Consider the following 26,854-nt stretch of genomic DNA (forward strand, 5'->3'; position numbering starts at 1 on the left):
GGGATTTATTTGCTATAATGTCGATTATATTCATTGAGTAAACGATCAAGTTCTTGGCTGTAACTTATAGCTGTAGTAGAAGCTAACCCATTTTTCATGGCAACTTGTATTAATTCAAGCCTCTTTTGTTCAATTAGTGAAAGTAAATCTTTATTCGACACGTCGAGTTATCCTTTCAATCGTTATTAAAGAAATTTACAATGGAGTGTCTAAAATGATGGAATCCATGTAAAAGAATGAAAGATTATATCAAATATTGTTAACACATTCTAGTATAACTAATTATGGGAAATAATTCAAAAGAAAGATATGCATTAATTAAATATTTTTTACAGATGTTGAAATAGTTTGTAAAAAATTTTGAAACGGGTCTGTCTAATTTGATGACACAAAATATTCAAATCTAAACATTATCAATTCACAGGAAGATTTGTTAAAATGAAGGATGAATTGTTTTGGACTGGAGATGTTTACATGACAGATTTGAATGTTTTCATTGCTTTAGGAGCAGGTTTTCTAAGCTTTATTTCTCCTTGCTGCTTACCTTTGTATCCTGCATTTTTATCCTATATTACTGGTATGTCTGTTGGTGAGCTAAAAGAGGAAAATGCAATGCTCCAAAGAAGAAGTATGCTACATACATTGTTCTTTCTCATTGGGTTCTCTCTAATTTTTGTTGCGATTGGTTTTAGTTCTTCCTTCCTCGGATCCTTCTTTATTGATTATCAAAATTTGATCAGACAGATCGGAGCTATTTTTATCTTTTTCTTCGGTTTAATGATTGTAGGGTTTATTAAACCGGAATTTTTAATGAAGGAAAAAAGATTTGAGTTTAAAAACCGTCCTTCAGGGCTGTTGGGTTCAATTTTAATAGGAATGGCCTTTGGAGCTGGCTGGACGCCATGTACAGGACCTATTTTAGGTGCGGTATTTTCTCTTGCCGTTTCGAACCCAAATTCGGCAATGGTTTATATGATTGCTTATATTCTAGGATTTGCTGTACCGTTTTTTATTCTTTCCTTCTTTATTGGCAAGATGAATTGGATTCGAAAAAACAGCCTTCTAATAATGAAAATAGGTGGTTATATCATGATGGTTATGGGAGTAGTCTTGTTCTTTGACTGGATGACTAAAATCATTGCCATTCTTTCACCATTATTTGGTGGATTCACAGGCTTTTAAATAAACGTATTTATTACTCATTTCATAGAAGGGTGTAATACGTTTAAAAAAGTGGGCGAAATTTGTCGTGCGCTTTAAATTGAATTTTCGCATAATTTTAGCTATATTTTAATAAGTGTTCTTAGTGCTAACAGGAATGAATGTGAATAACAATCCATTTTCTTAGACTTTTAAGGAAATTTACTTTAATTTTGAGATTGAACTTCCGATGCAGTTGTTGAGGGGGAAACAGCGATGGCAAGAATTTTAATAGTGGATGATGCAAAGTTTATGAGAATCACATTATCCAATATCCTAAAAAAAGATAATCATGAAATTGTTGGTGAAGGAGAAACTGGGAAGGACGCAGTTCAACTGTATGAAGAATTAATGCCAGACTTAGTTACTATGGATATTACAATGCCGGAAATGAGCGGACTTGAGGCAGTAAAAGAAATTAAAAAAAAATATCCTAGTGCGAAAGTAATTATGTGTTCAGCAATGGGACAACAAAAAATGGTTGTCGAAGCGATTGAATCAGGCGCTAAAGATTTTATTGTAAAGCCTTTTGATGATGGACGAGTAATGGAAGCGGTAAATAGAGTACTAAGTTAATTTAAAATAGGCTGACTCGGCGATTCCTAAGCAGGTTTTTACCTGATTTAGGGAATCTATTGAGACAGCTTTTATTTTTCACTTTCCTCTTTTCACTATCATAAGATATAATGAGAAATGAAAATAAAAGGGTAAGGGATGTAAGAGTATGGACATGGTTGTAATAACATCAGTTGGGGCTGTATGCATGGCTTTATTTGTCATGTTTCTCCGTATGAAGGCTTCCAAGAAGCCGGCATCTGCAAAAAAAATCATTTTACCACCGATTTTCATGAGTACTGGCGCCCTAATGTTTATATTTCCTTATTTCAGAGTTACTCCACTTGAAATATTAGAGGCTGTAACAGTGGGAATGCTTTTCTCCATTTTGTTGATTAAAACATCTAAATTTGAAATAAGGGATAATCAAATCTTTTTAAAGCGTTCGAGGGCATTTATTTTTATATTAATTGGATTGCTCATTATTAGAATTATTGGAAAGTTTATATTAAGCTCTTCCATTGATGTTGGTCAATTAAGTGGGATGTTTTGGATTCTTGCATTTGGGATGATTGTTCCATGGCGATTAGCGATGTATTATGATTTTCGCAAGTTGCAGCAGCAGATAATAGGATAAAAAATATGAATATATGAAAAGCCGCTGAAAACATTCAGTGGCTTTTTCATTTATAAAATTTTTGATATAAAAAAACCATTCCTCCATGTTGGAATGGTTAAAAAAGATGTTCATAAGGAGCCATATTAATTTGTTTCTCAGTTAATCTTTTTCTTAGAAACTTATGATCTCGCTTTGGAGTTGCTAAAATATATCCTCGAATGACTAAATCTTTATTTATTGATGGAGCATTTTCTTTTAATGCTAATTCCCCAATTTTCCCTGCAATTTTGTGACGTGCGACATCTCGAAATAATTCAGGAACAGGACTCACCAATTCTTCTAACAAAACTTTTTCCTCTTGTTTCCAAAGGTTTCTTGTTTCATTTACATAGTGTTCTTCCCAATCCATATCGGATTTTCCATCTTCCTTGGGCATCTTTTTCAAAAATTTCCTGAACATAAAGAAGCCGCCAATCGCAAAAGAGGAAATTAATATGACTACCCAGAATAGAATAAACCACAAAAACCAGCCTTCAAGCATCATTTATTATTCACCTACACATAAATTTTCCTATTTTGATTATAAACTGTTAGTAATACGAAGACAAGGCAGTCGATTTCACATAAAGTTCAGAACTGCCCCTTGTTCAATGTACATGGAAATAATATAATTAACATATTCATGAATGGGGCTGATTGGGGTACTGGTGTCCTCCGTAGTCTTCAAAACTATCTGTGACCTGCGTGCCAGGTCAGCTGGGTTCGATTCCCAGGCAGTCCCGCCATAATATACTAGACGATTAGATTAATGTTTCTAAAACGTTGATACAACAATGTTTTAACACTTTTGGATTTTGGTAGAATCCGAAAGAATTCGATAGATTTTGAAAAAATTTTGCATTTATTTTGCACGAAAAATTTCATGCATGGTCACGTCTACTTGGCGTGACTCTTTTTGTTCCATTTCATCTAAAATGTGACTATATGCCTGTAAAGTTGTCACAATATCTCGATGACCGAGACGTCGTGATATATATTTTATATTAACTCCTTTGAAAAGTAGCATGGAGGCGTGAGTATGTCGTAAGAAATGACATGTAATCTCTTTTGTTCCTATTTTTTTACACAATGATTTAAGTGTTTTATTTACAGCATTATTTGACACCAGTTCAAATTTAGAGTTGATAAAGCATAAGTCCTTTTTATTTCTTAAACTCGTTTTTGCTGGGTCAATATTCTGTGCATGTTTTAATTTATTAAGAATATCACAAGTATCCTTATTAATTGTAATAGTGCGCTTTGAGGAGTAATTTTTGGTATCGCGAAAATTATTCGTGTATTTGGCATCCAAAGTCTTGTTGATAGTGATAGTTTTTTTATCTAAATCTACGCAATCCCATGTCATCCCCAGTATTTCAGAAAAACGTGCGCCGGTTGAGATGGCAAAAAGAATAATGTATCTGGAAATGTACTTAGGCTTTAAATCTTTTTTTATTTCGTTTTACAAGCTTTTTTACTTCTTCAAAGTTGAGGTACTTTAGTTCTTCACTCTTTTTACTTTTATGCCCCTTAATAGTCACTTTATATGTTGGATCTTTAATGATACTTCCGTCCTCTATTGCGTCCCGAATGGAATTTTTAATGTAAATATGCCTTTTTCTAACTGTCTCAGTAGCGTATTGAGGAGCAAGCTCATTAATAAAGCGCTGGTACATATTTCTTGTTAATTCTTTTAATTTGACACCTGGGAAGTGTTGTTCTGCAAGTTTTACAGAGCGTTCAATATCAGGCTCATGTTTAGGGCAGTATTTGCCTTTTTTATAAAGCTCGTACCAATTTCGCATATACTCAGTAAAGAGTTGATCCCCGGCAGTTATATCTTGTCCAACCTGCAGTTTCTTCTCGATTTCTGCATCTGCATTTTCACATTCTCTCTTAGTTCTAAAACCACCTTTTGTTTTAGTTGCATTGAATACAATGTGGACAGCAATGGGAATGTTGCCTTTCCAGCTGGTCAACTTTCAATAGTTGATGAAGAACCTAAGCTGCAGATTGTTAAATAATGGCTAATAAAAAGAAGCAGAAAAGGCGGTGGGCAAATCTCTTGCCCGCCGTCGAAAAGAATTTGATTAGGAACGGACAGCAAAGGATTGGAGAAGAATTTTCGTAAAGGCTGGTATTTTGAAAGATTAAAAATCAAATTTTGTATTATGTTTCCTTAAATAGAAAAACCCCTTCGAATCTAATTAAGGGGTCTCTCGAAAATTAATTCAAAATAGGCAGCTGAACCGTATCCCTTAGTTGAAGGAGCAAATATTTGAACAAATCTCCATCCATTAGATGCGTGTTTGTAAATAATATCTTGATAATCTTGCTTGGGTTTACTGTTCCAAGTACCTAGTTCGACTTTAACAAATTTGTATTCGTACATTAGTATCACCTCTTGGTAATGTCTCCTAGCTAATATACGAATAAAAGGGAAGATAGTTTCGAATAGAATAACAAGAATTATTGAGTTTCCTTAAATAAAAAACCTCAGGTTTTGCTGAGGTTAGAAAATTAATTATATGTAGTTAATAACCATCCAAAGAAGAAAGCTACTAAAAATATTGCAAGGTAAATATATATTTTTTTCATATCTTACCTCCTAAATTTGTCTGTATTGTAAAATTATACAGAATATTAGAGGGATATACAAAAAAGAATTATTAAGTTTAAAAAAAACACCTTTAATTAAAAGATGATTTTAGGTGCGCTAAATATGGTTCTAGGGTTTCATGTGCAAATGTAGTAATTACCTTTCCTATACATTCTGCTGACTCAAACTCGATTATATGAGTTTGTTCTGCATAATCAGTGAAAAGGAATACTATATTACCAGTTTCTTTTTCTTCGATTCCATATTTAGTATAGCGAAATTTGTTATCGATTAGAACATTTTCAAAAGCAATAAGTAGTTTTGTTAGGTTTAATACCTGTTAATATGTTATTAACGAAATATATCAAGACGGCATTCTTAAAGAGTGTCGTCTTTTTTTTAGGTAAATAGTTGCGGGGATATTTATCCTTTTGTCGAATTGAGTAGATGAAGGGAGGTTGAAGAAATGGGATATTTTAAAGACCAGTCAATTCCTGATTATGAGGATAAAGATCCACAAAAATATTGTAGCAAATGTAATGAGATGATTTCGGATAATGTAGCGTATAACAATAAAGGCCTATGTGAAAATTGCAAAGATAGTAATTAGTAATGCATTCCTTCGGGAGTGCTTTTTATTTTGAAAAAGTTGAGGAAAAATGAATACTGAACAAAAAAAGGAGGGTAAAAGCTTACCACTCCGATTTAATTTTTATGAGCAATTTATAGTATTCATAAAGAGCATTGTGTAAAACTTCAATATCTGGCTCTGAATCTAATAGATCAAATATTTTACCAATAGAACTTATTCGAATGAATTCAGATTCATTTAGTTCTGTTAATAAACTAATATGTTTCGTGTTTAGATGTGGAATTAAAATAAAAATATCAGCGATTTCACTCTTCACAGTTTCAACATGAATCTTTAAGTAATCTCGCCCTTCATATGGTAAAAATGTATTGTTTGAGTAGTAACTAATAGGTGATTCATCATTTGAATGTATTAATTGACAAATATCTTTTAAATCTTGCTTTGTAAGTTTTTCTTTTTCTAATTTTCTGTTTTCAAATAATACAGAGTATTACCAATAGATATATATATCAATTTTCGAAAGTATAATTCTTGTTTTGAAATATCCAATGAATTATGAAAGGTACAATTTATTAATAATGAAAAATCTAAATGAAATGGGTATAGTTTCTTCTAAAATTATGATTGAAAAATTGAAACATCCCTCTTTAAATGGGATGTTTCAGAAATTAAAAAGCCCTTCTCAAATGAGAGGGGCTTAGTTGTTAATAGTTAATTTGGAATTCAAAAGGTGTAAAATCAAGATCCCAATTTTCAGACGAACCTTCTAATAAAATTCGCAATTCCCCACTTTCTGGTATAGCAGGAAATCTTATTATACCTTCTGAAGTTACACCCGAAAGAATATCAGATTGTATTTCGGGATAATTAGCTTCATAATTGTCTTCGGGTTCAAATTGCTGATTTCCAACAACCATTTTTGAATTGAAGCTGTAGAATGAGATATTATCTTTACTATTATTTGTTATTGTTATATACAAACGTGTTTCACTATCTGCTATTTCCACCTTATTTAATTTCAAAATATAATCATGTTGGTTTATTTCTTTATTAACATCAACAGTTTTAATTGCAGGAGCAAATGCAGTTGCATAATCAGTCATTTCTATTTTATCTGCTTTTATAACAGGAGCTGTTACTGTACCACCCATTAGGTTTTCACCTTCAAACAAATCTTCAACAGTACCACTAACAAAGATAACATCTTCAGTAGCAACATCTAAATTCGGATCTCCGATTCCAATGATAATGTTTCTATCAGAATTATTATCAGCATAAGCCTGAAGATAAGTACCATCTTCATCTTTCTCAGGTTCCACAAAAACCTTTGCATAAAATTCAACCTTTGACCCTTTATGTTTCTTTGGATCAGATAACATTTTAATAAATTCATCATGAGTTAATAATTTTCCAGACTCTTTTGCTTCTTGTTTCTTTGTGTCTTTAATTTCGCTATTTCCAGATGAACTAGATGTACTATCTGATGAACAGGCTGTCACAAAAGTAGAAAGAATGAATAAGATAAATATCATTATAACTTTTTTCACTTTTAATCCCCCTAAAATTTTGTAAATTAGCTAAATAGAACTATATCATACATTTCTAGGGAATTGAACTATGGTCTTGAAATCTCATACTAGTAGAGGTTGTCTAAAAACTATAAAAAATAATAGATTTTATGAATAACTCTACTAGATAGTGAATACTTTAGAGTAAAAAGATAATGAGGTGGAGAGGATGGATTCAACCAATAAGAACAAAAGGTATATAACCACAATAATAAAAGATAATTACACAATTAATATTTTTGTTGATGAGTCACCAATTGACAACAAAATATACATAGAGGGAGTTAATGATATATTAAGAGAAATGATTAAGACATAGATTTTTCTATTGCGACAAAGAATAATTAAAATGGTTTTATGGTAGAGAGGATGAAAGAGACGAGAGTAGAAAAATCAAGTATGGAAAATTCAATGTTACCGCAATTTACGTTGGTGAGCTGAATACTGATTTAGCAGCGAAATCTATAATAAGAATAGTAGACAATAGGGTAATAGAAAATGAAATTATACGTGTAAATGAAGTGGGGAAAAATAAAGGACAATCCTTGCTTTATTAAGTTTCGAATGATTCAGAATGTACTTACGAGTATGTTGTGAATTGAACGAGACTATTTTTTGTGAATAAATAAGAACGTTAGTTCTATAATGTAGTAAGGAGATGATTATTAATGGGGATCCGTGACAGAGGAATCAAAAAATTTATTCCCGCCTATTTCATGCCAGAACAAATGAAGATGATTCATGACATATACAAGGAAGATGAAATGCAAACTAAGCCAATTGTAGACGAATATGAAATTGAAGAATTAGAAAACAGGATTTATCAAGCAATAGTACTTGCTTTAATTGTAAAGGTTAAAGTGTGGAGTGAGGGGTTCTTTCATGATTATGCTGGTAGGGTATGTAGGTTGGATGCATTGAAAAAGATGATCTATTTGGAAAATGAAGATGGATACATAGAGAGGATACAAATTGAGGATGTTGTTAGAGTGGAAGTTGAGGAATAAAATTGCTCCTGTTTTAGTTCCTAATGATTCGTAGCTTGTTTCGGATAAGGGTTATGAAGAGTTCGTAACGTATATCTTATTCAAGTTATATATAATTTTACTATTAAATTGATTAGATAAACTATAGACATTATAATAAAGACTATGAGAGTCCAACAAAGACTGTTATGTTAATTGTGTGGAAACTGTAGCAAATTCAATAAAATCAATCAATTATAGGTACTGGTGTCCTCCGTAGTCTTCAAAACTATCTGTGACCTGCGTGCCAGGTCAGCTGGGTTCGATTCCCAGGCAGTCCTGCCATAATAATTGATATTACGGGGCTTCCTTCCGATGGTTGAGTCTAAGCTGTCTCTTCTCTACTACTTTCTTAACCTCTATAATCTTCACAAAACTATTGATAGTGATTATACTCCATACACATTACTGTCTGAAATAATCTACCGAAATAAAATTGTTCATAAGCTCTCCCTCTGAAACCGTTACCCTATGTAAAAAATCTTGAGTACGTAGTACAAATTCTTTTACACCTATAAACTCTGATTCAGCAATAACGTAAAATCTCGTTCCCTTTTTCATACCTTTAAAATCATTTTTTAGCTCATATTTCTTCATTGACTAACCTCTATTGATTTTTTCTGCTTTATATTATCTGATATGAATTTTTTTTACACCATATAACTTTTAAAAATTCTTTATGAAATCGAAATATATTAGGCAGCATTACCTGTCTCTATTTTAACATCAATAGTTATTAAATATATAATTAGTAAATGTTTATATATAAAATTTCACTTAATATATCATAAATAAATAACATAGAAAGCTAATAAAATGAAGTAATTATTAGAGAGGGATTAAGCTCTCTCTGCAGAATTTAATAATATAACGATTTCTAAATGAGGTGGAATTATATGGGCATAAGAAACTCAGCAAAAGCAGTTATCCTTCAAGATGAAAAGTTATTAGCAATAAAGAAGCAGGATCGTGATGGATATTACTATATTTTACCTGGCGGCGGTCAAGAGCACAGTGAAAATTTACTTGAAGCATTAAAGAGGGAATGTATTGAAGAAATTAATGCCGATGTAGAGGTTGGTGACTTAATATTCATTCGGGAATATATCGGTAAAAATCATGAACATTTTGAATTTGATTCACATTTACATCAAACAGAGTATATGTTTTTATGTAAGATAAAAGCGGGTAATAAAAAAATAGGTAACGGAACAAACCCTGATGATGGACAACTTGGAGTTGAGTGGTTACCTCTATCTGAGTTGTTTGAATATAGAATTTACCCACAAACAATGAGAGGATATTTACAGGATTATTTTGCAGGAAAAGAAACGCCAACATATTTAGGAGATATTAATTGAAAATATTGGTAAATTATTGAATTATGATTATACGATTTGGGTTTTAAAGGAATGGAGGAGAGCTACGACTTTTACTCATTCTTTTTTTATATCAGGCCCAATAAGATGTTAGCTGTTGTTCTAATTTCTATAAAATGTAATAATTTATGAAAATACCAAAAATAAAGGAGGAGAGACGTTTGAACGAAAAAATCTTCGATGCTTCCTATGAGTATGCCCGTTCATTAGATGAACAAGATGAGTTAAGTACCTTTCGAAGTGAATTTTATTTGAAAGAGGGCACGATTTATCTAGATGGTAATTCACTAGGCCTACTTTCTAAAAGGGCAGAAAAGGCTTTATTAGAAATGCTAGATTCATGGAAGGAATATGGAATTGATGGATGGACGGAAGGTAAATATCCATGGTTTACTTTATCGGAACATTTGGGAAAATTAGTCGCACCTTTAATTCATGCATCAGCTGATGAAGTGATCGTAACAGGATCTACTACAACAAATCTTCATCAGATGGTATCAACATTTTATGAGCCGGTTGGAAAAAAGACGAAAATTCTAGCTGATGAGTTAACCTTTCCATCTGATATCTATTCATTACAAAGCCAGCTACTACTTAGAGGCTTTAATCCTGATACACACTTAATACGAGTAAAAAGTCGAGATGGTCGGTTACTAGAAGAAGAGGATATCATTGCCGCAATGTCAGATGAGGTGGCGTTAATTGTTCTGCCAAGTGTATTATATCGCAGCGGACAGGTTCTTGATATGAAACGATTAACAGAGGAAGCTCATAAAAGAGACATTATTATAGGGTTTGATCTGTGTCATTCAATTGGAGCGATACCTCACTATTTTAATGAATGGGATGTTGATTTTGCAGTGTGGTGTCATTATAAATATTTAAACAGCGGACCAGGAGGCGTGGGAGGCCTATATGTGAATAAGAGGCATTTCGGAAAGAAACCTGGACTAGCTGGTTGGTTTGGTTCTAAAAAGGAGAAACAATTTGATATGGAGCATTTATTTACACAAGCGGCAAATGCAGGGGCATACCAAATCGGTACACCTCATGTATTAAGTATAGCTCCATTAATCGGTTCGATTGGAATGTTTGAAGAAGCAGGCATCGAGAAAATACGAAATAAATCATTACACATGACCAGCTACATGATGAATCTTATTTCATTTAAGTTAAAAGATTATGGCTTTTCTCTTGGAAATCCAGTTGAAGAAAGAAGGCGAGGTGGACATATTTACCTTGAACACACGGAGGCAGCTCGGATTTGTAAAGCTTTAAAAATGAATGGTGTGATTCCAGATTTTCGTGCACCAAATGGAATTCGTTTAGCTCCAGTTGCTCTTTATAACTCATTTGAGGATGTGTGGAAATCCATAGATATTTTGAAAGAAATTATGGTTAAAGAACAATATAAGCAATTTGAAAACAAGCGTGGAGTAATTGCATAATCTGAAATAGAATACTATTTAATAGAAGCAGGATGGTAATGTCCCTGTTAATACGAGTGAGAGGGGATTTCAATGAGGAATCTAAACGGTACAGCACTTCTTGCTTAGATTTACAATTATTAGTACTTATCAAATGTGAAGGACAAAAGGCATTGTCAATTCGGCAATGCCTTAAAATATTTATACAATACTAAGAACAAAAAAACCTTAGGTTCTTCACCTAAGGCATGAATTTCAACTGTTTTCTCCAACAGCTTCTAATAGTAAATCTACAATATGAACAGCTCTCATGTTTCTTGTAAGTCCCTCACGCTCAATCCCAAGCTTCATTTGCAAAAGGCAGCCTGGATTGGCTGTGACGATCGTTTTTGCGTTCGCTTCTTTCACATTCACCATTTTCGTATCTAATATTTTCATAGACATTTCTGATTCGACAATATTATAGATGCCAGCAGAGCCACAGCAGCTTTCGGCGTTTTTCATTTCGATATAGGTTGAACCTTGTATTGCTTTCAGAAGCATTCGAGGCTCAGCAGTGGTCTTCATGACGTTGCGCAAATGACATGAATCCTGATACGTAATGATTTGTGAAGGGAGGGAGAGCTCCTTTTTATGAAAATCTAGTTCTACTAAAATAGAAGAAATGTCTTTCAGTTTCTTTGAAAATGCAATAGCTCGATCTGACCAATTAGGATCATCTTTTAGTAAGTGGTCATAATCGATAAGAAATGCGCCGCAGCCACCAGCGTTTGTAATAATATAATCTACATCTGTTTCTTCAAATGCGGATATATTCTTTTTAGCAAGCTCTTTAGCGTCATTTTTCTCACCGCTATGAGCATGTAGTGCTCCGCAGCAGGTTTGTGTTTTTGGAATGACAATTTCACAACCAACAATCTGCAGGAGCTTCATTGTTGCGTCATTTGTTTTCATGAACATTGTATCCATTAAACAACCAGAGAAAAAAGCAACTTTTTTCTTTTTTACACCAAGTGGTTCGAGTTGGTCTGGACGCTGTCTCATTTCTTTACTATTTGGGACCTTGGGAAGAATTTTCTCCATTGTTGTAAGGCTCTCTGGAAAAAGCTTTAACATGCCGCTTTTCTGGACGATTTTCTGTATACCTGTTTGCTGGTAAATGCTTAATAGACTTGTCATAGTACGCATACGGCTCTGATATGGAAATAAACCTTTAAAAACCGTATTTCGAACTAGTTTTGCTGAAAAAGAATGCTTTTTGTTTTGGTTAATAATATCTCGGGCTTCTTCGAGGAGATGGCCATAATTGACACCAGAAGGACATACCGGTTCGCATGCTCGGCATCCGAGACACATATTTAGCGATCGTTCAAAATCCTCATCCGGTTCAATTAATCCATCAACGACAGCCTTCATTAGAGCAATACGTCCACGAGGAGAATGAGATTCCTGAAACCCTGATTCAATATAAGTAGGACAAGTGGGCAAACAAAATCCGCACCGCATACAGTTTAGGAGTTCGTTTTCATCCATGCGCTTTTTAAATTCTGCTTGAATTAACTGTTTTTCCTTTAATGTACTCATTTTGAGACCACCACACGCTTCCGAGTCTCTTTTGCGAATATTTTACCAGGATTCATAATATTGTTTGGATCAAGGCTTGATTTAATAGCTTGCATGGCAGCAATCCCCGCTTGGCCAAGCTTCATTTCTAGATAGGGAGCTTTCATAACTCCAACCCCGTGCTCGCCTGTAATCGTACCACCTAACTCAATCGCTTTTGCAAAAATTTCTTCAAATGCTTTCTCAACCCTTTCAATTTCTTCTTTGTTTCTCGTATCGGTTAAACAAGTCGGATGCAGATTTCCATCTCCTGCATGACCAAAAGTACAGATCCAAAGCTTATATTTCTCAGCAATTTCATTGATTGCTTTAACCATTCTGGCAATTTCAGAACGAGGGACAGTCGCGTCTTCTAGAATAGTCGTCGGACGTAAGCGAGCTAGTGCAGAGAGTGCAGCTCGACGTGCGGTTCGAAGTGCTTCTGCTTCTTCTTCCGTTTTCGCAGCTTCTACAGATACAGCATTTTCAGATTTGCATATTTCGATTATTCGTTCGATATCCTTTGCAACTATTTCAGCTGGTCCGTCTTGTTCGATAAGAAGAACTGCTTTAGCATCTGTTGGCAGACCTATTTGTGCAAAAGCTTCAACAGCTTCTAAAGTTGGTTGGTCAAGAAATTCAAGTGTTGTTGGGATAATTTTGCTGGCAATAATTTTTGAAACAGATTTTGCTGCAGCTTCAAGATCAATATAATGTGCTAAAATCGTTTTCTTTGTTTCAGGCTTAGGGATCAGCTTCAGCGTTGCTTCTGTAATGATTCCCAATGTTCCTTCTGAGCCGACAAATAAACGTGTTAAATCATACCCAGCAACATCCTTTGCGAGTTTACCTCCGGTGCGAATTATCTCGCCGTTCGCTAGTACTATCTCTAGAGCCAAAACATAATCTCTTGTCACGCCGTATTTAAATCCGCGAAGTCCACCTGAATTCTCATTAATATTACCCCCAATCGTCGAGATTTTCATTGAGCTGGGATCTGGTGGATAAAATAAACCTTTCTCTTCCACAGCTATCGTTAAATCAAGAGTGATTACACCTGGCTGTACAGTAACAGTAAGGTTTTCTTCATCAATTTCAAGAATCTTATTTAGATGCTTAAAAAGAAGTACAATACCACCTTCAGTAGGGCATGTTCCTGCGCAAAGGTTTGTTCCTGAACCCCTAGGAACGATAGGGATTTTATATTCATTACAAAGTTTAAGTACCTTTGAAATCTCCTCCGTATTTCGAGGGGCAATGACTGCTTCTGGCATTGCTTGAAATTGGGGAGTTGCATCATAAGAGTATACGAGTAGACCCACTTTTGTGTCATCGAAATTTTCAGGACCGACAATTTCAATTAATTTTTGACGAGCTTCAATTGAGATCATGTTTTAGGCCTCCTTTTAAACTAATTATTTATAAGAATATGAAAATAAAGGAGCCTTTACTATGGTGAAACATACAAAGATGAATCAAATAAATAGGTATTTTTTGTTTATTCCTCTAATAGAAGCAAGGAGAGATGGAGTGTTACTAAGCTTTGGAAATCCTTTGGATTAAGATTCGTCAGCTCTTCAATTCTTTTTAAGCGATAATGTAGGGTATTTATATGTATGTGAAGCAATTCAGCTGTATTTTTTATCGATTGATTTTCTTGTATATATGCATATAAAGTTTCAATTAAATCTTTTTCTGAAGTAAGTTTTCCGATGGTTCGTTGCACAAACTCTCTTTTTGTTTTTTCACTTACCTCTTGTAATAACATTTCTATTTTTAAATCTTCTTCAAATATGGTCGAATTCGTTTTTTGGGCTACAGTTAACGCTCTATCAGCTTGATTAAATGATTCTCTTACATTATTAGGTTTTACTGCTTTCCCAACACCGAAATAGATATTGACGGAGAAATTTGTTTCCATTTGAGTTTTTAAATGCTTGAGATAATCTAATAAGGCATGTTTCTTCTGAGGAGTAAGTAAAAATAAGAACCGATTATTGCCCCATCTTATATAAATATTATTTTTATCTGTGTGCTGTCTTTGTTTCAGCTGGTTCCATAGCTCTCTTTCAGTCATTGTGGGGAGGTTATCAAAGCTTCCTAATATTAATTGGCGATCAACATTTAGGTTTATTCCAAGTATGGATGCTCGATTATAAAACTCAGAAGTCCAGGTCTTGTCCTGTAACCAATCAAAGACAAATGCTTCAAGCGCTCTTGAGGTCCATTCGATTTGTTCGGCATAATAGCTTTCTTGGACGAATAGCTCTGTCATTTTTTTTAATAGTTCCCCATATTGTGAGACTTTCTCTGGATCCCCTGTTATTCCAATAACACATACAACCTTTTGTTGAAAAAAGACGGGTAAATTTATGCCAGCTTTTACCCCTTTTAATGTAATTTCCATTTCTTTTGTAATAATCACATTTTTTCTTTCCATTATGGATAAAAGTGCACCTTCATGAAAGTTTCCAAGTCTTGAGTTGTCAGTGCTGGAGATGATAATGCCAGATGTATCAACAATGATGATATCCTCATCTAAAAGTTTTCGTACTTCGATGACAATTTTTTTTGCTAATGAAGGTAAAAGCATTTTTGCACCTCTAAATAAATGAATTATATCTATTTTAGCATTAACAATTACCGAAATAATGACATTGTAAGAATTAATTAAATATTTTTATAAAATAATGAATTAGCGGATGAGGTTGTCCAAGCTAAATGGAATCTTTTTAATAATATAGTATAGAAGATCTCCTCCCTTAGGTTAGTGTGAACTACATTTGCCGTTCATCATTTGGTGAACGGCCTTTTTAATAAAAGAAAAATAGGTAATTTTCCCCATTTGTATAGGAATTATGGTAATATATAAATATGAGTGTATCACTGCATGAAATGGGGAAGAAAAATGAGATTTACCGTAGGAAAAAAGCTTTTATTTGGATTTGTTTCTGTACTTCTATTATTTGCCTTGTATGGTGTGATATCTAATTATGAACTAAATAAGATGAATAATGAGTACTCTGATCTAATAGAAGATAAGGTAAAGAAGCTTCTTCTTTTGAAAAATGTAAAAGAGGACATCATGGCCGAATCAAATGGGATTAGAGGATATTTACTTTCTGGGGAATCAACCTATTTGTCTGATTATGATATGGCGAGTAAAAGATTGAATCAGCAATTAGAAGAATTGGTCAAAACTTCAAAAGGTAATGAGAATAATGATTTAATAAATAGGCTTAATGACTTACATAAGGAATTCGAGAAAAGTGCTAATGATGCTATCAAGTTCAAAATGGAAGAAAATGAAGCTGAATATATGAAAATAGTGCATACCTCAGCTAAGGAGATAGGGAAAGAATTCGATCAAGTAGCTAATAAACTTATTACTTACAATGAAGAACAATTAATTGCATACAGTAATAGTACATCTAAAAATGTTGAAGAAGCAAAATTATTCGTGCTCATATTTAATATAATTGCTTTTATATTGGCATTTACTATTGCGTATTTCATTAGCAAAATGATAACAAACCCCATCATAGTAGCCTCTAATGCGATTGATCGAGTGGCTAAAGGTGAATTAAATATAGGGAAAATAAAAATAAAAAATAAGGATGAGATTGGATCTTTAATTCAGTCCCTTAATAAAATGCTCTATGATTTACGTAAGGTAGTTGGGCAGGTTAGAGAGACTTCTGTTCTTGTTTCTTCTAGCAGTGAGGAATTAGCTGCAAGTGCTGGTCAAAGTTCACTTGCTTCAGAGCAAGTTGCCCAAATTTCTCAACAAAATGCTACAGATATTGAACAACAGCTTTTTAGCTTTCGTTCAGTATCGACATCAATAGGTGAAATGGCTGCAAGTATTAAAGAAATTACATCGAGCAGTGAAGAAATGAAGGAAGTAACAAAGCATGCAAATGGTCTAACTAATAATGGGCTCCAATCGGTTGAAAATGTAGTTAAGCAAATTAATGAAATTAACCGAACAGTTAGTAATGCTACTAGTTCCATTCAAGGATTAGAGATTAGATCCAATGAAATTAGTAATATTATTGGTATTATTACAAGTATCGCTGACCAAACCAATCTTTTGGCTTTAAATGCAGCTATTGAAGCAGCCAGAGCAGGTGAGCATGGGAAAGGCTTTGCAGTCGTTGCTGATGAAGTCCGAAAACTTGCTGAGGAGTCAAAAAATTCAGCGGATCAAATTAAGCAAATGCTTGAAATGATTCAATTAGAAACTTCTAAGTCAGTGAATGTTATGGAAGAAGGAAATAAACAAGTTTATGAAGGACTTAAAGAAACAGAGGAAGCAAATTTTGCCTTTTCGCAAATTGCTCAAGCAATGGGGAATGTAACGAATAAGGTTGAAATTGTATCTTCAGCATTAGGTAAGCTATTAACAATCAGTGATCAAATCATTTCTGAAATTACAAATGTAAGAGAGATAGCTGAAAAAAGTGTGGCTGCTACGCAGGAAGCTTCTGCTGCAACTGAAGAACAACTTGCTACAATGGAGGAGGTTTCAACTTCTGCGACCGCTCTAGCAAACCTTGCAGAAGAATTGCAATCTGTTGTATCCCATTTTAAAATTTAGATTCCAACATAGAAGCACTAACCAGTCGGTTAGTGCTTTTTATTGTTCATTTTTATTTTTTTCTAGATCCGGAGCCAAGCAATGCTTGTTTCACCATTTGGTGTCCTAAAACTGCAACCCCAGCAGCAGTTATCCCATTAATGAGTCCCTCATAAGAAAAACCAAAAGTCAAACTACCAACTGTAATAGAGACAAAGAGAAGTACCCAAATTATCATCCAATTAGGAATTGCTGGAGTTTGTTTCAAAGCAAATCCTAAAACCCATAGAGCTGGAACAAGCATTAAATAATTTTGATTTAAATACTCTAATAAATTCATATTTTTCACCCCCATTTCTTTTTATTACTAATATTTAATGTTTGTGAGCTTCATTTTGCTTGTTTTGTTTCCTATCCAATGAGAAAAAAATTTATGAATATATATATTCTTTTTTGCTAGTGCAGATAAATATTGAATTCCCAAATTCACCATGTCCTTTTTTTCATCTTATCCATATATAAGAATTGAAGGGAGGTGGATGAAATGGGTATACCTATAACTAGATTAGTAATTCGAGATGGTGAAATTTAGAATGTGAATTATTGTAATAATACTTTTTAATAATTGGCTATGGTAAACTTCCCAGTTGATTTCCGCTGCAGCCACTCGCTTTCCGCGGGCGGTCCGGAAGCCTCCTCGTAGCTATCGCTACTGCGGGGTCTCCCTTTGACTCGCTTCTCCCGCAGGAGTCTCGCGCCTTCCGCTCCAATCAACAACAAAAATAGCATTATCAACATTGAGCTTTAACAAAGCTTAATAATAAAAAAATTTAGAAAGGAGTGCAGATGATGGAGGAACTTCTACCATTCATAAGCGAGGTCGGCTTTCCTATCGTTGTCACGCTATTTCTGCTTCATCGAATAGAAGCAAAACTTGATGTAGTGGTGAATTCGATACAGGTACTTCCTGATCGCCTTAAAGAATGATATCATATCCAACAAAATCGCATCATATTGACTTTCAATTCCAATAATGCTAAATTTAAATCAGCCGTTCTGCATCGTATTATATTTTTGCAAGCTGATATTTCCAAAGCATCATATAGTTTGGATGAGTAATGATGAGTGAAAGCTATAATCGTTGTAAATGGTGAATTAACACATGGCTTCCTTAAGGCCAATAGGAGGATTTTTTTCATGAAAAATGGTAAAGTTAAATGGTTTAACGCTGAAAAAGGTTTCGGATTCATCGAAGGTGAAGACGGAAACGATGTATTCGTACATTACTCTGCTATCCAAACTGAAGGCTTCAAATCATTAGAAGAAGGTCAAGAAGTATCTTTCGAAGTTGTTGAAGGAGCTCGTGGACCTCAAGCTGCTAACGTAAATAAAATATAATTGATAATTACAATATTTGAACAGTCTGGTCTTTTGACCAGGCTGTTTTTTATTTGCTTCAAGACTATATTAAGATTTTTTGACAAAATTCCAATATAATAAGCAATTTGAGAACGAACGTTCCTCTATTTGGTGTCTATGTTTGATATAATAGTAGTAATGTATTAAATGAGTTGAAACGAGGGTGAATGCTATGAAATTTATCCATACAGCAGATTGGCATTTGGGTAAGCTTGTTCATGGAATATATATGACAGAGGATCAGCGTTATTTTCTTGATAAATTTATTCAATTAGTAGAGGAAGAAAAGCCCGATGCTGTGGTGATTGCTGGGGATTTATATGATCGTTCTGTTCCCCCGACAGATGCTGTTGAATTATTGAATGAAATATTGTTCAAGATCAATGTTGAACTGAAGACGCCAATTGTTGCGATTGGCGGAAATCATGATAGTGCTGAAAGGCTCTCTTTTGGGAGCTCTTGGTATAGGCAAAGTCAGTTTTATCTTTCCGGAAAGCTAGAAATAGATATTCATCCTGTACAAATAAATGGTGTAAATTTTTACCTAGTACCTTATGCGGAACCAAGCATAGTTCGTCAACTGTTTGGTGATGATACAATCCATACACATCAGGAAGCCATGAAATCTGTAATTGGAAAAATTGAAGATTCATTGAATCCCAATGAACCAAATGTATTTGTTGGTCATGCTTTTGTTCTTGGTGGAAAAACAAGTGAATCGGAACGAACTCTATCAGTTGGTGGTTCTGGTTGTGTAAGTGCAGATTTGTTTGAACCATTTTCCTATACAGCCCTAGGACATTTACATAGTCCAGATGCGATTAAACATGAAAAAGTGAGGTATTCAGGATCGCTTCTTAAATACTCCTTTTCGGAAGCAAAGCAAGAAAAGTCAGTATCAATAATTGAAATTGATGAAAAAGGTAAACTCGATATCCGTTCTCGCTCACTCACTCCGAAAAAAGATATGCGTGAAATTGAGGGATATCTAGATGAAATATTGGATCCGGGTTTTTATGAAAAGAAAAATTTGGAAGATTATATAAAAATTATCTTGCATGATGAAGGAGCTTTAATTGATCCGATCAATAAGCTTAGACAAATTTACCCAAATGTTCTTCATCTTGAACGAAAAATAGAAAATATCGACAAAAAGAAGAAGCAATTTTTTACATCTGTTAAAGAAGAGAAAAAATCTGAGATCGAACTGTTTAAGCATTTTTATCAAGAAATGACAACTTCTGAATTCACAGATGAAAAAATAGATGTTATGTCAGATGTAATAAAGAATGTATTGAAGGAGGAAGCGATGAAATGAGGCCGTTAAAGTTAACGATGCAGGCATTTGGTCCGTATGCAAGTACAGAGCAGATTGATTTTACAAAGCTTGGAAACAGGACAATGTTCGTTATATCAGGTAAAACGGGCTCAGGAAAAACGACTATTTTTGATGGAATTAGTTATGCCATTTACGGAAAAGCAAGCGGTGAGGATCGAAATGGGCCTGATTTAAGAAGTCAATTTGCTAAGAATGATTTATTGACAGAGGTTTCTCTTGAATTTGCTTTAAGAAACAAAACATATTTTATTACTAGATCCCCACAGCAAGAAAAGAAAAAGGACCGGGGCGAAGGGTACACAACGATAAGTGCAAAAGCAGAATTATATATTTATGATGAGAACGGTGACAAACAGCTGCTTGCTGCAAATATTCGTGATGTTGATGAAAAAATTAAAGAAATTATGATTATAGATAGCAACCAATTTAGGCAAATTCTAATGATTCCTCAAGGGGAATTTAGAAAACTCCTAACTTCGGAAAGTAAAGAAAAGGAAGTCATATTACAGCGCTTATTCCATACGCAAATATATAAGAGGATTGAAGAAAAGCTAAAGGAAAATGCTGTGGAATTAAAAAGAACGGTCGATACCCAAATAGAAAGCCGAAATCAGTCCATTCAGCAAATTCAAGCTCTTTTTAATGAAGAATTACAATCATATTTGGATGCTGGCAGTATTAATGACAATATTATTATGCCTCTCTTAAAATCTGAAATTAATTTGATGGAAGAAGAACTTACACAGTTTGCAAATAAACTGAAAGAGAAACAAGAAAATAGAGACAGTCTTCAGCAGAAATTATACGAAGCCGAAGCAATAGTAAAACAGCTTATGGCAAAGGAAGATTTGGTATTAAAAAAGGCTAAGCTTGAAGGAGAAAAGGAATACTTTTCTCAAGTTGAAAAACTTATTATTCTTGCTCAAAAAGCGGCAGTTCTGGCTCAACAGGAAGAGCTCTGTCATCACTTGAAAAAGGAGCTAGATGCTTCGAATCAAGAGCTTGCTGTATTACAAACAAATCTATCGTCTCTAAGTGTTCAATTAAATGAACAGGAAGTAAAGCTAGAGGAAGAAAAAGGTCGGGAAAACGAAAAGAAAGATCTAGCAGATGAAATTGGTATGCTTCAAAATATGAGAGAGGATATTCAATCCTTTTCAAAGGTTAACAACGAAGCACATGAGATAGGAAAAAAGCTTGAAGCATTGAATCAAGAGAAAGCGCAGATAGCGGAATTCTTGATCAGATCGGAACAATCATTGATTTTACTTCAAGAAGAAAAACAACAACTGGAGAAAGACAATTTTACGTTATTAGAAAATGCACGTAAAATAGAAAAAATTGAAGAGGAAATGATTAGATTCGACAAATTTGAAGTGCTAAAAGCAAAATATGAAGAAGAAAATAATCATTTTAATCAAAGAAAAGGGTATCTTGAGAATATCTCAATACGTCTAGAAGATGCCAAAAAAACGATAGAACATTTAGAACAAAAATGGCTAAATGGACAAGCTGGTATACTTGCAAGCAAACTTCTAGAAGGGGAGGCTTGCTCTGTTTGTGGCTCTTTGCACCATCCGAATCCAGCAGAACTATCAGAAATTATCCCAAATGATAAAGACATAAAATCAGCAAAAAAGCAGTTAGAAGAGCTAGAAAAGGAAAAGGCAAAGGCTGAATCGACTTACTATGAATCGCAATCGAATGTTCGCTCTTTACAGGATGCATTACATTCACTTTTGGAGGATATTCGGAAACAGCGTGCTGATCTGACTCAAGAAAATCTTTCAGTCGTAAAAGGTTTAATAGTCATAGAACACAATGATTATGCTAAGGTTCAAAGCACACTTTCAAATAGAATAAAAAGATTGCCTTTATGTTTGAATGAACTAGAGCATATGGAGAAAAATAAAGAGACATATTCTTTAAAGCTTCAAAAACTATCTGATCAAATAAATGAATCAACTATTCTTTACACCGAAAAGAAAACAAATTTAACTAGAATGACAGAAAAAATTCCTGTCGAGCTCCGTTCGATTGAAGCTTTTGAAGAACGCCTACACAATGTGTTAAAAAAGCATGATAATCTTGTTAAAAGATTTGAAGCAGCAACTCAAAACTTTCAGGATACAAAGGATAAATTTCTTTCTGAGAAAGCTAAATGCGAAATAATAGAAAAACATGCAGCAAAAAAGAAAGAAGAACTAGCAATTGAAAGAGAAGCTTTTGTTCAAAGGATGAAGAATCAAGGATTTGAATCATACAGTGAATTCAATGGAGCTAAAAAATCAGAGCAAGAAATACAAATGCTTGAGAATTCATTAAGGAACTATCGAGAAGAGGTCCGATCAGTTAATGATCGGTATGAAGAGCTTTCTAAGTTTTTGAAAGATGTGGAGAAGCCAGATTTAGAAAAACTTAATGATGCCTTTAAAGAGATTGAAAAGCATATCAGTCAGTTACAGGAAGAATATACGAATCTATTTATAAAGAAAAGAAATAATGAAGAAATTGTTGTGAAAATAACTAATATTAATGATCAAATTAAAGAGTTAGAAGAAAAATACAAAATTGTAGGTCATCTTTACGAAATTACCAAAGGTCAAAATACGTATCGTATTACATTTGAACGATTTGTCTTAGCAGCTTTTTTAGATGATATATTACGTGAAGCGAATGGCAGATTAAGAAAAATGACGAGTGGCAGATATGAATTACTACGGAAAACGGATCGGTCAAAAGGAAATGTTCAAAGCGGATTAGAATTGCTCGTTCTCGATCAGTATACAGGTCAGGAACGACATGTGAAAACTCTTTCTGGAGGAGAGAGCTTTAAAGCGGCACTCGCCCTTGCATTAGGTTTAGCTGATGTTGTTCAGCAATATGCAGGAGGGGTTTCATTGGAAACGATGTTTATTGATGAAGGGTTTGGAACACTGGATCCAGAATCATTAGAGCAAGCAATTGAAGCTTTAATGGAAATACAAAGCAGTGGAAGACTGGTTGGGATTATTTCTCATGTTCCTGAGCTGAAGGAAAGAATTGATGCTCGCCTTGAAGTATATGCTAGTCAAAGAGGAAGTCGGACAGAGTTTCAATTCAGCTAATTAGTATGTTCAGAACTTTGACGACAAATGCCAAGTATTTCATATATTTATCGCAGATTAACGGGCAGTAAGACCCCCACCTCAAGGATTCGCGTATACAAAGAAGAGTAAGTGGGGGATCAACTGCCCGTAAAGGCCCGACGACGGACACGATGTCCTAGTCAGGCGAAAGCCACAGGACGTGGCGTTTTGAGCGTGATTGGTTCAACTAACCATCAGTAGGGGATGAAGGCCGACTAAGAACGCCACGTCCTGTGGCAACGTCGGCACTAGCAAGTCCTGTGCGTCGAAAACCCCCACTGATGGAAATTTCACTTTATACAGAATAAGGATGATTAGTATGAATAAGAGAGTTGCTCTATCATGGAGTGGCGGTAAAGATAGCTGTATGGCACTTGATGTTTTGAAGGGAAAAGGAATTGAAGTAGCATGTTTCATTACAACTGTTCCAAGGGAAATTGGAAGAACCTTTGGGCATGGGGAAAAAATGTCCTTAGTGAAGCTTCAAGGTGAAGCATTAAATATTCCGGTTGAATTTATTTCATGCACATTTGAAGATTATACCTTAAGTTTTGAGACCGTATTAAAGAGGATTAAAGAAGAGTATGGTCTTGATGGCATTGCATTCGGTGATTTGTACTTAGAGGGTCACAGAGAATGGGGAGAGAAGGTAGCGGAATCTGCCAATCTTGAAGCAATATATCCATTGTGGGGAAAAAAAGAAGATGCTCTTCAGGCACTTCAAACCTTTATTGAATCAGGCTACCAAGCAGTAGTTATTCGCGTACGTGAAGATATTTTGGATGATTCATGGCTTGGAAAACGTCTTGATTTCACTTTTTTAGATGATATAAAAATGAAAGAAATATGTCCTATGGGTGAGTCTGGAGAATACCATACATTTGTATTTGATGGCCCATTGTTTAACAAAAAAATAGTTCTAACACAACCAGAAATCATATCATTAGAGACGACAAAGAAGTTGGAGTTTCTACATTATGAGCTTAAGCAAAAAGAAACATTAAATGGTTAAAAATCATTCATAAAATGAGGTATTTATTCTATGCACAATTTTTTTGGCCATGAATACGATCCTTTTCCATTTTTACCGTATTCTTTGTACCATTTTTTTATGATTTTTGTGCTAATCATAGGCTCAGTATTAATTTTTTATTTTAGAGATTTTTTAAGAAAACATGACAAGACTGCAAGAATTATTATGTTTGTTAGTTTATTTCTTTTTGAGGCTTTGTATCATATTTGGCTGTATAAAGATGGATATTGGGATATTTCCTTTACATTGCCTCTTCAGCTTTGTTCCTTAAGCCTTATTTTATGTCTTCTTCTTTTATTTACACAATCTAAACTAATATTTCAGATTGTGTTTTTCATAGGAATATCTGGAGCATTCATGGCGATTCTGACTCCAGAACTGTTTCTAGGGTTTCCGCATTTTCGGTATTTTCAATTTTTTATTACACACATACTGATTATTTGGACCTGCTTATATTTTTTGTTTATCCATCAATTAGCACCAACAAGAAGAGGCGTGTTGTATTCATTCTTATTTCTAAATTTGAGTGCGATATGTGCTTACATTGCAAATAAAATTACAAATGGAAATTATATGTTTCTTGCCTCTAAACCGACGAATGGATCTTTACTAGATTATTTTGGTCCATTTCCTTTTTATATATTTGCATTGGAAGTATCGGCTTTGATTATGTTCTTCTTACTGTTTTTGATATGCGATAAAGTATTAATGAAATTGATACAGAAGTAGGTGGTAGTTTTGAGAAAAAGATTTTTCACGATTGGAATGGCCGGTCATATTGATCATGGTAAAACAACGCTAACGAAAGCGCTAACAAATATAGATACGGATAGGCTAAAAGAAGAAAAAGAAAGGCAAATTTCCATTGAGCTTGGTTTTGCACCATTATATGAAGATCATGAGATTCAGATTTCTGTTGTAGATGTCCCAGGTCATGAAAGATTTATTCGACAAATGATTGCAGGAGTCGCTGGGATTGATTTAGTCGTTCTTGTTGTTGCTGCGGATGAAGGAGTCATGCCACAAACAAGAGAGCATTTACATATTTTAGAGCTTTTAGGAATTCAAAGTGGCATCGTAGCCGTAACTAAAATTGATCGTGTTGAAGATGAGTTTATAGATTTAGTAAAGGAAGACATTTTAGAGGAACTAAAAGGAACTGTTTTTGAAAAAGCCCCATTTATACTTGTTGATAGCATTAAGAATAAAGGTGTAGATGAGCTGAAAGCCCGAATTGTTCAATATCTTAAGGAGCAAGACACTAGAGATGTAAGAGGAGCTTTTCGTCTGCCAATCGATCAAGTCTTTACTGTAAAGGGACAGGGGACGGTTATTCGAGGGACTGTGTATGAAGGTTCGGTAGAGGAAGGACAATCTTTAATGGTTTTACCAAAAAGGTTAGAGACACGGGCACGTCAGCTGCAAGTTCATCATCAGCCAGCAAAGAGTGCTTTTGCTGGTCAAAGAACAGCTATTAATTTGTCTGGTATCGCAAAAGAAGATTTGGAAAGAGGGGATGTGCTAGTCTCTTCAGAACATTTTATCGTTACGCGTACAATTGATGTAGTCCTAAAAGTTGCAGGTGATTTGGAATACATGGTTAAACAAAGGATGCCGATTAAATGTCATATCGGAACCTCTGAAGTTATGGGTCGAATTGTATTTTTTGATCGTAATGAATTAAAGGAAGAAAATGAAGAAGTTCTCTGTCAAATTCGTTTGGAAGAAGAAATCGTTACGAAACGAGGAGATCGATTTATATTAAGACGCCCTAGTCCACAGGAAACGATTGGTGGAGGTTGGGTAATAGACCCTAGAGGGGAGAAATATAAGTTTGGTAATCAAACGGTAGAAGATTTAGAAAAGAAAAAAGAAGGAACTCCAAAAGATAGAGTGATTGCTGCATTAGTGGAGGCGAAAAGTCTTTCTTTATCAGAGTTAATGACTAGAACTTCCATTGATGAATATGAGCTGCAAAATTGCTTATCTGAAAAAGTTTTTCTGAAGTATGATGCAGATGAATATTCACTGCAATCTATCAAAGATTTAATAATCGAAGAAATATATGATCGTTTGAGGGATTATCATAATACAAATCCAATGAAGCAAGGTTTAAATAAAGCGGAATTGCTACAATCAATGCAGAATCTTTATCCAAAAAGACTACTTGACTTTGTATTAGACCAAGGAATTATTGAGGCTATTTTTAATAAGAAGGATCAATTTGTGTTCCTAGCAGATTTTTCCCCGCATGTTCCAAATAATTGGAAGACAAGAATAGAGAATATGCTTTCAGCACTTAAGGCTGATGAATTAAAAGTTAACTTTTTAAATGATTATTTAAAGAGTGCAGGAATCCCGAACGATTTAGTGCCTGATATAAAACGTTTTTTAGTCGAACAAGGTGAAATCGTATCACTTGATGAACAATATTACTATCATGGAGATCTTTTCCGAAGTGCAGTGGAAAGATTAAAGAAAGGAACAGGTTCAGAGTTTGAGGTTGGGGATGCAAAAGAGATACTCGGGCTTTCTCGTAAATATATGATTCCATTCTTAGAGAGACTAGATGTATTAGGCTTAACAAAAAGAGTAGAAAATAAAAGAGTTTGGCAGAATAGTAGATCTAATTAATATGCAAGAAACACAGGGAATCAAAAGGGGTTTCTAACCCTTCCAGATTGAAATATTTTATCTTTACTTAGCTTTAAACCAAGCCTCGAAAAATGGGGCTTGGTTTATTTTTTTGGA

Annotated in this window: 25 protein-coding genes, 1 tRNA gene and 1 pseudogene; 16 read left to right on the forward strand and 11 right to left on the reverse strand. The window is 34.3% G+C overall.

The features are described from left to right. Positions 1-5: 5 nt before the first annotated feature. Positions 6-161: an aspartyl-phosphate phosphatase Spo0E family protein gene (locus FSZ17_RS10455; RefSeq protein ID WP_082625186.1), complete on the reverse strand. Its 156-nt coding sequence runs from the start codon at positions 159-161 to the stop codon at positions 6-8. A 313-nt stretch (positions 162-474) separates the two neighbouring features. Here FSZ17_RS10455 and FSZ17_RS10460 point away from each other — a divergent pair, with 313 nt between their 5' ends. From FSZ17_RS10460 to FSZ17_RS10470, 3 genes are all read left to right on the forward strand, one after another. Further along, positions 475-1,182 carry a cytochrome c biogenesis CcdA family protein gene (locus FSZ17_RS10460; protein ID WP_057770674.1) on the forward strand — a complete coding sequence of 236 codons (708 nt, stop codon included), beginning with the start codon at positions 475-477 and terminating at the stop codon, positions 1,180-1,182. A 234-nt stretch (positions 1,183-1,416) separates the two neighbouring features. Continuing rightward, complete coding sequence (locus tag FSZ17_RS10465) at positions 1,417-1,776, forward strand: response regulator (RefSeq protein ID WP_057770011.1); 360 nt, start codon at positions 1,417-1,419, stop codon at positions 1,774-1,776. A gap of 148 nt (positions 1,777-1,924) precedes the next feature. Beyond that, positions 1,925-2,392 carry a CcdC family protein gene (locus FSZ17_RS10470; protein WP_057770012.1) on the forward strand — a complete coding sequence of 156 codons (468 nt, stop codon included), beginning with the start codon at positions 1,925-1,927 and terminating at the stop codon, positions 2,390-2,392. A gap of 97 nt (positions 2,393-2,489) precedes the next feature. On the opposite strand, the gene FSZ17_RS10475 is transcribed toward FSZ17_RS10470, so the two are convergent. Continuing rightward, on the reverse strand, positions 2,490-2,915 hold the full coding sequence (locus FSZ17_RS10475) for a DUF2621 domain-containing protein (protein ID WP_057770676.1): 426 nt from the start codon (positions 2,913-2,915) through the stop codon (positions 2,490-2,492). A gap of 147 nt (positions 2,916-3,062) precedes the next feature. Here FSZ17_RS10475 and FSZ17_RS10480 point away from each other — a divergent pair. Further along, positions 3,063-3,159 (forward strand) — tRNA-Sec (locus FSZ17_RS10480). A gap of 116 nt (positions 3,160-3,275) precedes the next feature. On the opposite strand, the pseudogene FSZ17_RS24100 reads toward FSZ17_RS10480, so the two are convergent. Together FSZ17_RS24100 and FSZ17_RS10490 are read right to left on the reverse strand one after the other, a co-directional pair. Further along, positions 3,276-4,338, reverse strand: a pseudogene (locus FSZ17_RS24100) (tyrosine-type recombinase/integrase); the annotation flags it as partial. Between the two features lie 278 nt (positions 4,339-4,616). Then, the gene (locus FSZ17_RS10490; RefSeq protein ID WP_057770018.1) at positions 4,617-4,805 is read right to left on the reverse strand and encodes a DUF4177 domain-containing protein; all 189 of its coding nucleotides are present in this window, start codon (positions 4,803-4,805) and stop codon (positions 4,617-4,619) included. A 673-nt stretch (positions 4,806-5,478) separates the two neighbouring features. On the opposite strand from FSZ17_RS10490, the gene FSZ17_RS23355 reads away from it, so the two are divergent. Beyond that, positions 5,479-5,622, forward strand: a complete 144-nt coding sequence (locus FSZ17_RS23355; protein WP_185150687.1) for a hypothetical protein — start codon at positions 5,479-5,481, stop codon at positions 5,620-5,622. 82 nt (positions 5,623-5,704) lie between these two features. Here the strand turns inward: FSZ17_RS23355 and FSZ17_RS10495 are convergent, their stop codons facing one another. Then, positions 5,705-5,920 carry a hypothetical protein gene (locus FSZ17_RS10495; RefSeq protein WP_057770020.1) on the reverse strand — a complete coding sequence of 72 codons (216 nt, stop codon included), beginning with the start codon at positions 5,918-5,920 and terminating at the stop codon, positions 5,705-5,707. Positions 5,921-6,308: 388 nt separating this feature from the next. Continuing rightward, complete coding sequence (locus FSZ17_RS10500) at positions 6,309-7,151, reverse strand: DUF4352 domain-containing protein (protein WP_228460314.1); 843 nt, start codon at positions 7,149-7,151, stop codon at positions 6,309-6,311. A gap of 689 nt (positions 7,152-7,840) precedes the next feature. On the opposite strand from FSZ17_RS10500, the gene FSZ17_RS10505 reads away from it, so the two are divergent. Then, positions 7,841-8,179: a YolD-like family protein gene (locus FSZ17_RS10505; RefSeq protein WP_057770022.1), complete on the forward strand. Its 339-nt coding sequence runs from the start codon at positions 7,841-7,843 to the stop codon at positions 8,177-8,179. 423 nt (positions 8,180-8,602) lie between these two features. On the opposite strand, the gene FSZ17_RS10510 is transcribed toward FSZ17_RS10505, so the two are convergent. After that, on the reverse strand, positions 8,603-8,794 hold the full coding sequence (locus FSZ17_RS10510) for a hypothetical protein (protein WP_057770024.1): 192 nt from the start codon (positions 8,792-8,794) through the stop codon (positions 8,603-8,605). 299 nt (positions 8,795-9,093) lie between these two features. Here FSZ17_RS10510 and FSZ17_RS10515 point away from each other — a divergent pair, with 299 nt between their 5' ends. Together FSZ17_RS10515 and kynU are read left to right on the forward strand one after the other, a co-directional pair. Further along, on the forward strand, positions 9,094-9,558 hold the full coding sequence (locus FSZ17_RS10515) for an NUDIX domain-containing protein (RefSeq protein WP_057770027.1): 465 nt from the start codon (positions 9,094-9,096) through the stop codon (positions 9,556-9,558). Positions 9,559-9,704: 146 nt separating this feature from the next. Further along, positions 9,705-11,024, forward strand: coding sequence for a kynureninase (gene kynU, locus FSZ17_RS10520; RefSeq protein WP_407643429.1), 1,320 nt, complete (start codon positions 9,705-9,707; stop codon positions 11,022-11,024). A 234-nt stretch (positions 11,025-11,258) separates the two neighbouring features. On the opposite strand, the gene FSZ17_RS10525 is transcribed toward kynU, so the two are convergent. The 3 genes from FSZ17_RS10525 to FSZ17_RS10535 all read right to left on the reverse strand — a co-directional run bounded on the left by FSZ17_RS10525 (position 11,259) and on the right by FSZ17_RS10535 (position 15,198). Beyond that, on the reverse strand, positions 11,259-12,587 hold the full coding sequence (locus FSZ17_RS10525; protein WP_057770032.1) for a (Fe-S)-binding protein: 1,329 nt from the start codon (positions 12,585-12,587) through the stop codon (positions 11,259-11,261). Further along, entirely contained in the window at positions 12,584-13,996 is a 1,413-nt protein-coding gene (gene glcD, locus FSZ17_RS10530) for a glycolate oxidase subunit GlcD (protein WP_057770034.1), read from the reverse strand. Before glcD ends, FSZ17_RS10525 begins: the two co-directional genes overlap by 4 nt. 107 nt (positions 13,997-14,103) lie before the next feature. Continuing rightward, the gene (locus FSZ17_RS10535; RefSeq protein WP_057770036.1) at positions 14,104-15,198 is read right to left on the reverse strand and encodes a CdaR family transcriptional regulator; all 1,095 of its coding nucleotides are present in this window, start codon (positions 15,196-15,198) and stop codon (positions 14,104-14,106) included. 315 nt (positions 15,199-15,513) lie between these two features. On the opposite strand from FSZ17_RS10535, the gene FSZ17_RS10540 reads away from it, so the two are divergent. Continuing rightward, the gene (locus FSZ17_RS10540; protein ID WP_057770038.1) at positions 15,514-17,205 is read left to right on the forward strand and encodes a methyl-accepting chemotaxis protein; all 1,692 of its coding nucleotides are present in this window, start codon (positions 15,514-15,516) and stop codon (positions 17,203-17,205) included. A 52-nt stretch (positions 17,206-17,257) separates the two neighbouring features. Here FSZ17_RS10540 and FSZ17_RS10545 read toward each other — a convergent pair whose 3' ends face one another. Continuing rightward, positions 17,258-17,524 carry a phage holin family protein gene (locus FSZ17_RS10545; RefSeq protein ID WP_057770040.1) on the reverse strand — a complete coding sequence of 89 codons (267 nt, stop codon included), beginning with the start codon at positions 17,522-17,524 and terminating at the stop codon, positions 17,258-17,260. A gap of 506 nt (positions 17,525-18,030) precedes the next feature. Here FSZ17_RS10545 and FSZ17_RS10555 point away from each other — a divergent pair. The 7 genes from FSZ17_RS10555 to selB all read left to right on the forward strand — a co-directional run bounded on the left by FSZ17_RS10555 (position 18,031) and on the right by selB (position 26,737). Then, positions 18,031-18,171 carry a YvrJ family protein gene (locus FSZ17_RS10555; protein WP_407643430.1) on the forward strand — a complete coding sequence of 47 codons (141 nt, stop codon included), beginning with the start codon at positions 18,031-18,033 and terminating at the stop codon, positions 18,169-18,171. Positions 18,172-18,381: 210 nt separating this feature from the next. Further along, the gene (locus FSZ17_RS10560) at positions 18,382-18,582 is read left to right on the forward strand and encodes a cold-shock protein (RefSeq protein ID WP_057770044.1); all 201 of its coding nucleotides are present in this window, start codon (positions 18,382-18,384) and stop codon (positions 18,580-18,582) included. A gap of 193 nt (positions 18,583-18,775) precedes the next feature. Then, positions 18,776-19,921, forward strand: a complete 1,146-nt coding sequence (locus FSZ17_RS10565) for an exonuclease SbcCD subunit D (RefSeq protein ID WP_057770046.1) — start codon at positions 18,776-18,778, stop codon at positions 19,919-19,921. Then, the gene (locus tag FSZ17_RS10570) at positions 19,918-23,049 is read left to right on the forward strand and encodes an AAA family ATPase (RefSeq protein WP_057770048.1); all 3,132 of its coding nucleotides are present in this window, start codon (positions 19,918-19,920) and stop codon (positions 23,047-23,049) included. Before FSZ17_RS10565 ends, FSZ17_RS10570 begins: the two co-directional genes overlap by 4 nt. Positions 23,050-23,389: 340 nt before the next feature. Further along, the gene (locus FSZ17_RS10575) at positions 23,390-24,082 is read left to right on the forward strand and encodes a Dph6-related ATP pyrophosphatase (RefSeq protein WP_057770050.1); all 693 of its coding nucleotides are present in this window, start codon (positions 23,390-23,392) and stop codon (positions 24,080-24,082) included. A 30-nt stretch (positions 24,083-24,112) separates the two neighbouring features. Beyond that, a complete protein-coding gene (locus FSZ17_RS10580; protein ID WP_057770054.1) occupies positions 24,113-24,832 on the forward strand; it encodes a YwaF family protein in 720 nt (239 codons plus the stop codon). 9 nt (positions 24,833-24,841) lie between these two features. After that, a complete protein-coding gene (selB, locus tag FSZ17_RS10585; RefSeq protein WP_082625189.1) occupies positions 24,842-26,737 on the forward strand; it encodes a selenocysteine-specific translation elongation factor in 1,896 nt (631 codons plus the stop codon). The last annotated feature ends 117 nt before the right edge of the window (positions 26,738-26,854 follow it).

The organism is Cytobacillus dafuensis (genome assembly GCF_007995155.1).
Taxonomy (GTDB): domain Bacteria; phylum Bacillota; class Bacilli; order Bacillales; family Cytobacillaceae; genus Cytobacillus; species Cytobacillus dafuensis.

Bases quoted from the DNA above. Each gene is read 5' to 3' on its own strand.
- FSZ17_RS10465 (WP_057770011.1), top strand. From the start codon at position 1,417: ATGGCAAGAATTTTAATAGTGGATGATGCAAAGTTTATGAGAATCACA.
- kynU (WP_407643429.1), top strand. From the start codon at position 9,705: ATGAAAATACCAAAAATAAAGGAGGAGAGACGTTTGAACGAAAAAATC.
- FSZ17_RS10575 (WP_057770050.1), top strand. From the start codon at position 23,390: ATGAATAAGAGAGTTGCTCTATCATGGAGTGGCGGTAAAGATAGCTGT.
- FSZ17_RS10570 (WP_057770048.1), top strand. From the start codon at position 19,918: ATGAGGCCGTTAAAGTTAACGATGCAGGCATTTGGTCCGTATGCAAGT.
- FSZ17_RS10525 (WP_057770032.1), bottom strand. From the start codon at position 12,587: ATGAGTACATTAAAGGAAAAACAGTTAATTCAAGCAGAATTTAAAAAG.
- FSZ17_RS10515 (WP_057770027.1), top strand. From the start codon at position 9,094: ATGGGCATAAGAAACTCAGCAAAAGCAGTTATCCTTCAAGATGAAAAG.
- FSZ17_RS10565 (WP_057770046.1), top strand. From the start codon at position 18,776: ATGAAATTTATCCATACAGCAGATTGGCATTTGGGTAAGCTTGTTCAT.
- FSZ17_RS10490 (WP_057770018.1), bottom strand. From the start codon at position 4,805: ATGTACGAATACAAATTTGTTAAAGTCGAACTAGGTACTTGGAACAGT.
- FSZ17_RS10470 (WP_057770012.1), top strand. From the start codon at position 1,925: ATGGACATGGTTGTAATAACATCAGTTGGGGCTGTATGCATGGCTTTA.
- FSZ17_RS23355 (WP_185150687.1), top strand. From the start codon at position 5,479: ATGGGATATTTTAAAGACCAGTCAATTCCTGATTATGAGGATAAAGAT.
- FSZ17_RS10475 (WP_057770676.1), bottom strand. From the start codon at position 2,915: ATGCTTGAAGGCTGGTTTTTGTGGTTTATTCTATTCTGGGTAGTCATA.
- glcD (WP_057770034.1), bottom strand. From the start codon at position 13,996: ATGATCTCAATTGAAGCTCGTCAAAAATTAATTGAAATTGTCGGTCCT.
- FSZ17_RS10545 (WP_057770040.1), bottom strand. From the start codon at position 17,524: ATGAATTTATTAGAGTATTTAAATCAAAATTATTTAATGCTTGTTCCA.
- FSZ17_RS10555 (WP_407643430.1), top strand. From the start codon at position 18,031: ATGATGGAGGAACTTCTACCATTCATAAGCGAGGTCGGCTTTCCTATC.
- FSZ17_RS10580 (WP_057770054.1), top strand. From the start codon at position 24,113: ATGCACAATTTTTTTGGCCATGAATACGATCCTTTTCCATTTTTACCG.
- FSZ17_RS10510 (WP_057770024.1), bottom strand. From the start codon at position 8,794: ATGAAGAAATATGAGCTAAAAAATGATTTTAAAGGTATGAAAAAGGGA.
- FSZ17_RS10540 (WP_057770038.1), top strand. From the start codon at position 15,514: ATGAGATTTACCGTAGGAAAAAAGCTTTTATTTGGATTTGTTTCTGTA.
- FSZ17_RS10535 (WP_057770036.1), bottom strand. From the start codon at position 15,198: ATGCTTTTACCTTCATTAGCAAAAAAAATTGTCATCGAAGTACGAAAA.
- FSZ17_RS10505 (WP_057770022.1), top strand. From the start codon at position 7,841: ATGGGGATCCGTGACAGAGGAATCAAAAAATTTATTCCCGCCTATTTC.
- FSZ17_RS10460 (WP_057770674.1), top strand. From the start codon at position 475: ATGACAGATTTGAATGTTTTCATTGCTTTAGGAGCAGGTTTTCTAAGC.
- FSZ17_RS10560 (WP_057770044.1), top strand. From the start codon at position 18,382: ATGAAAAATGGTAAAGTTAAATGGTTTAACGCTGAAAAAGGTTTCGGA.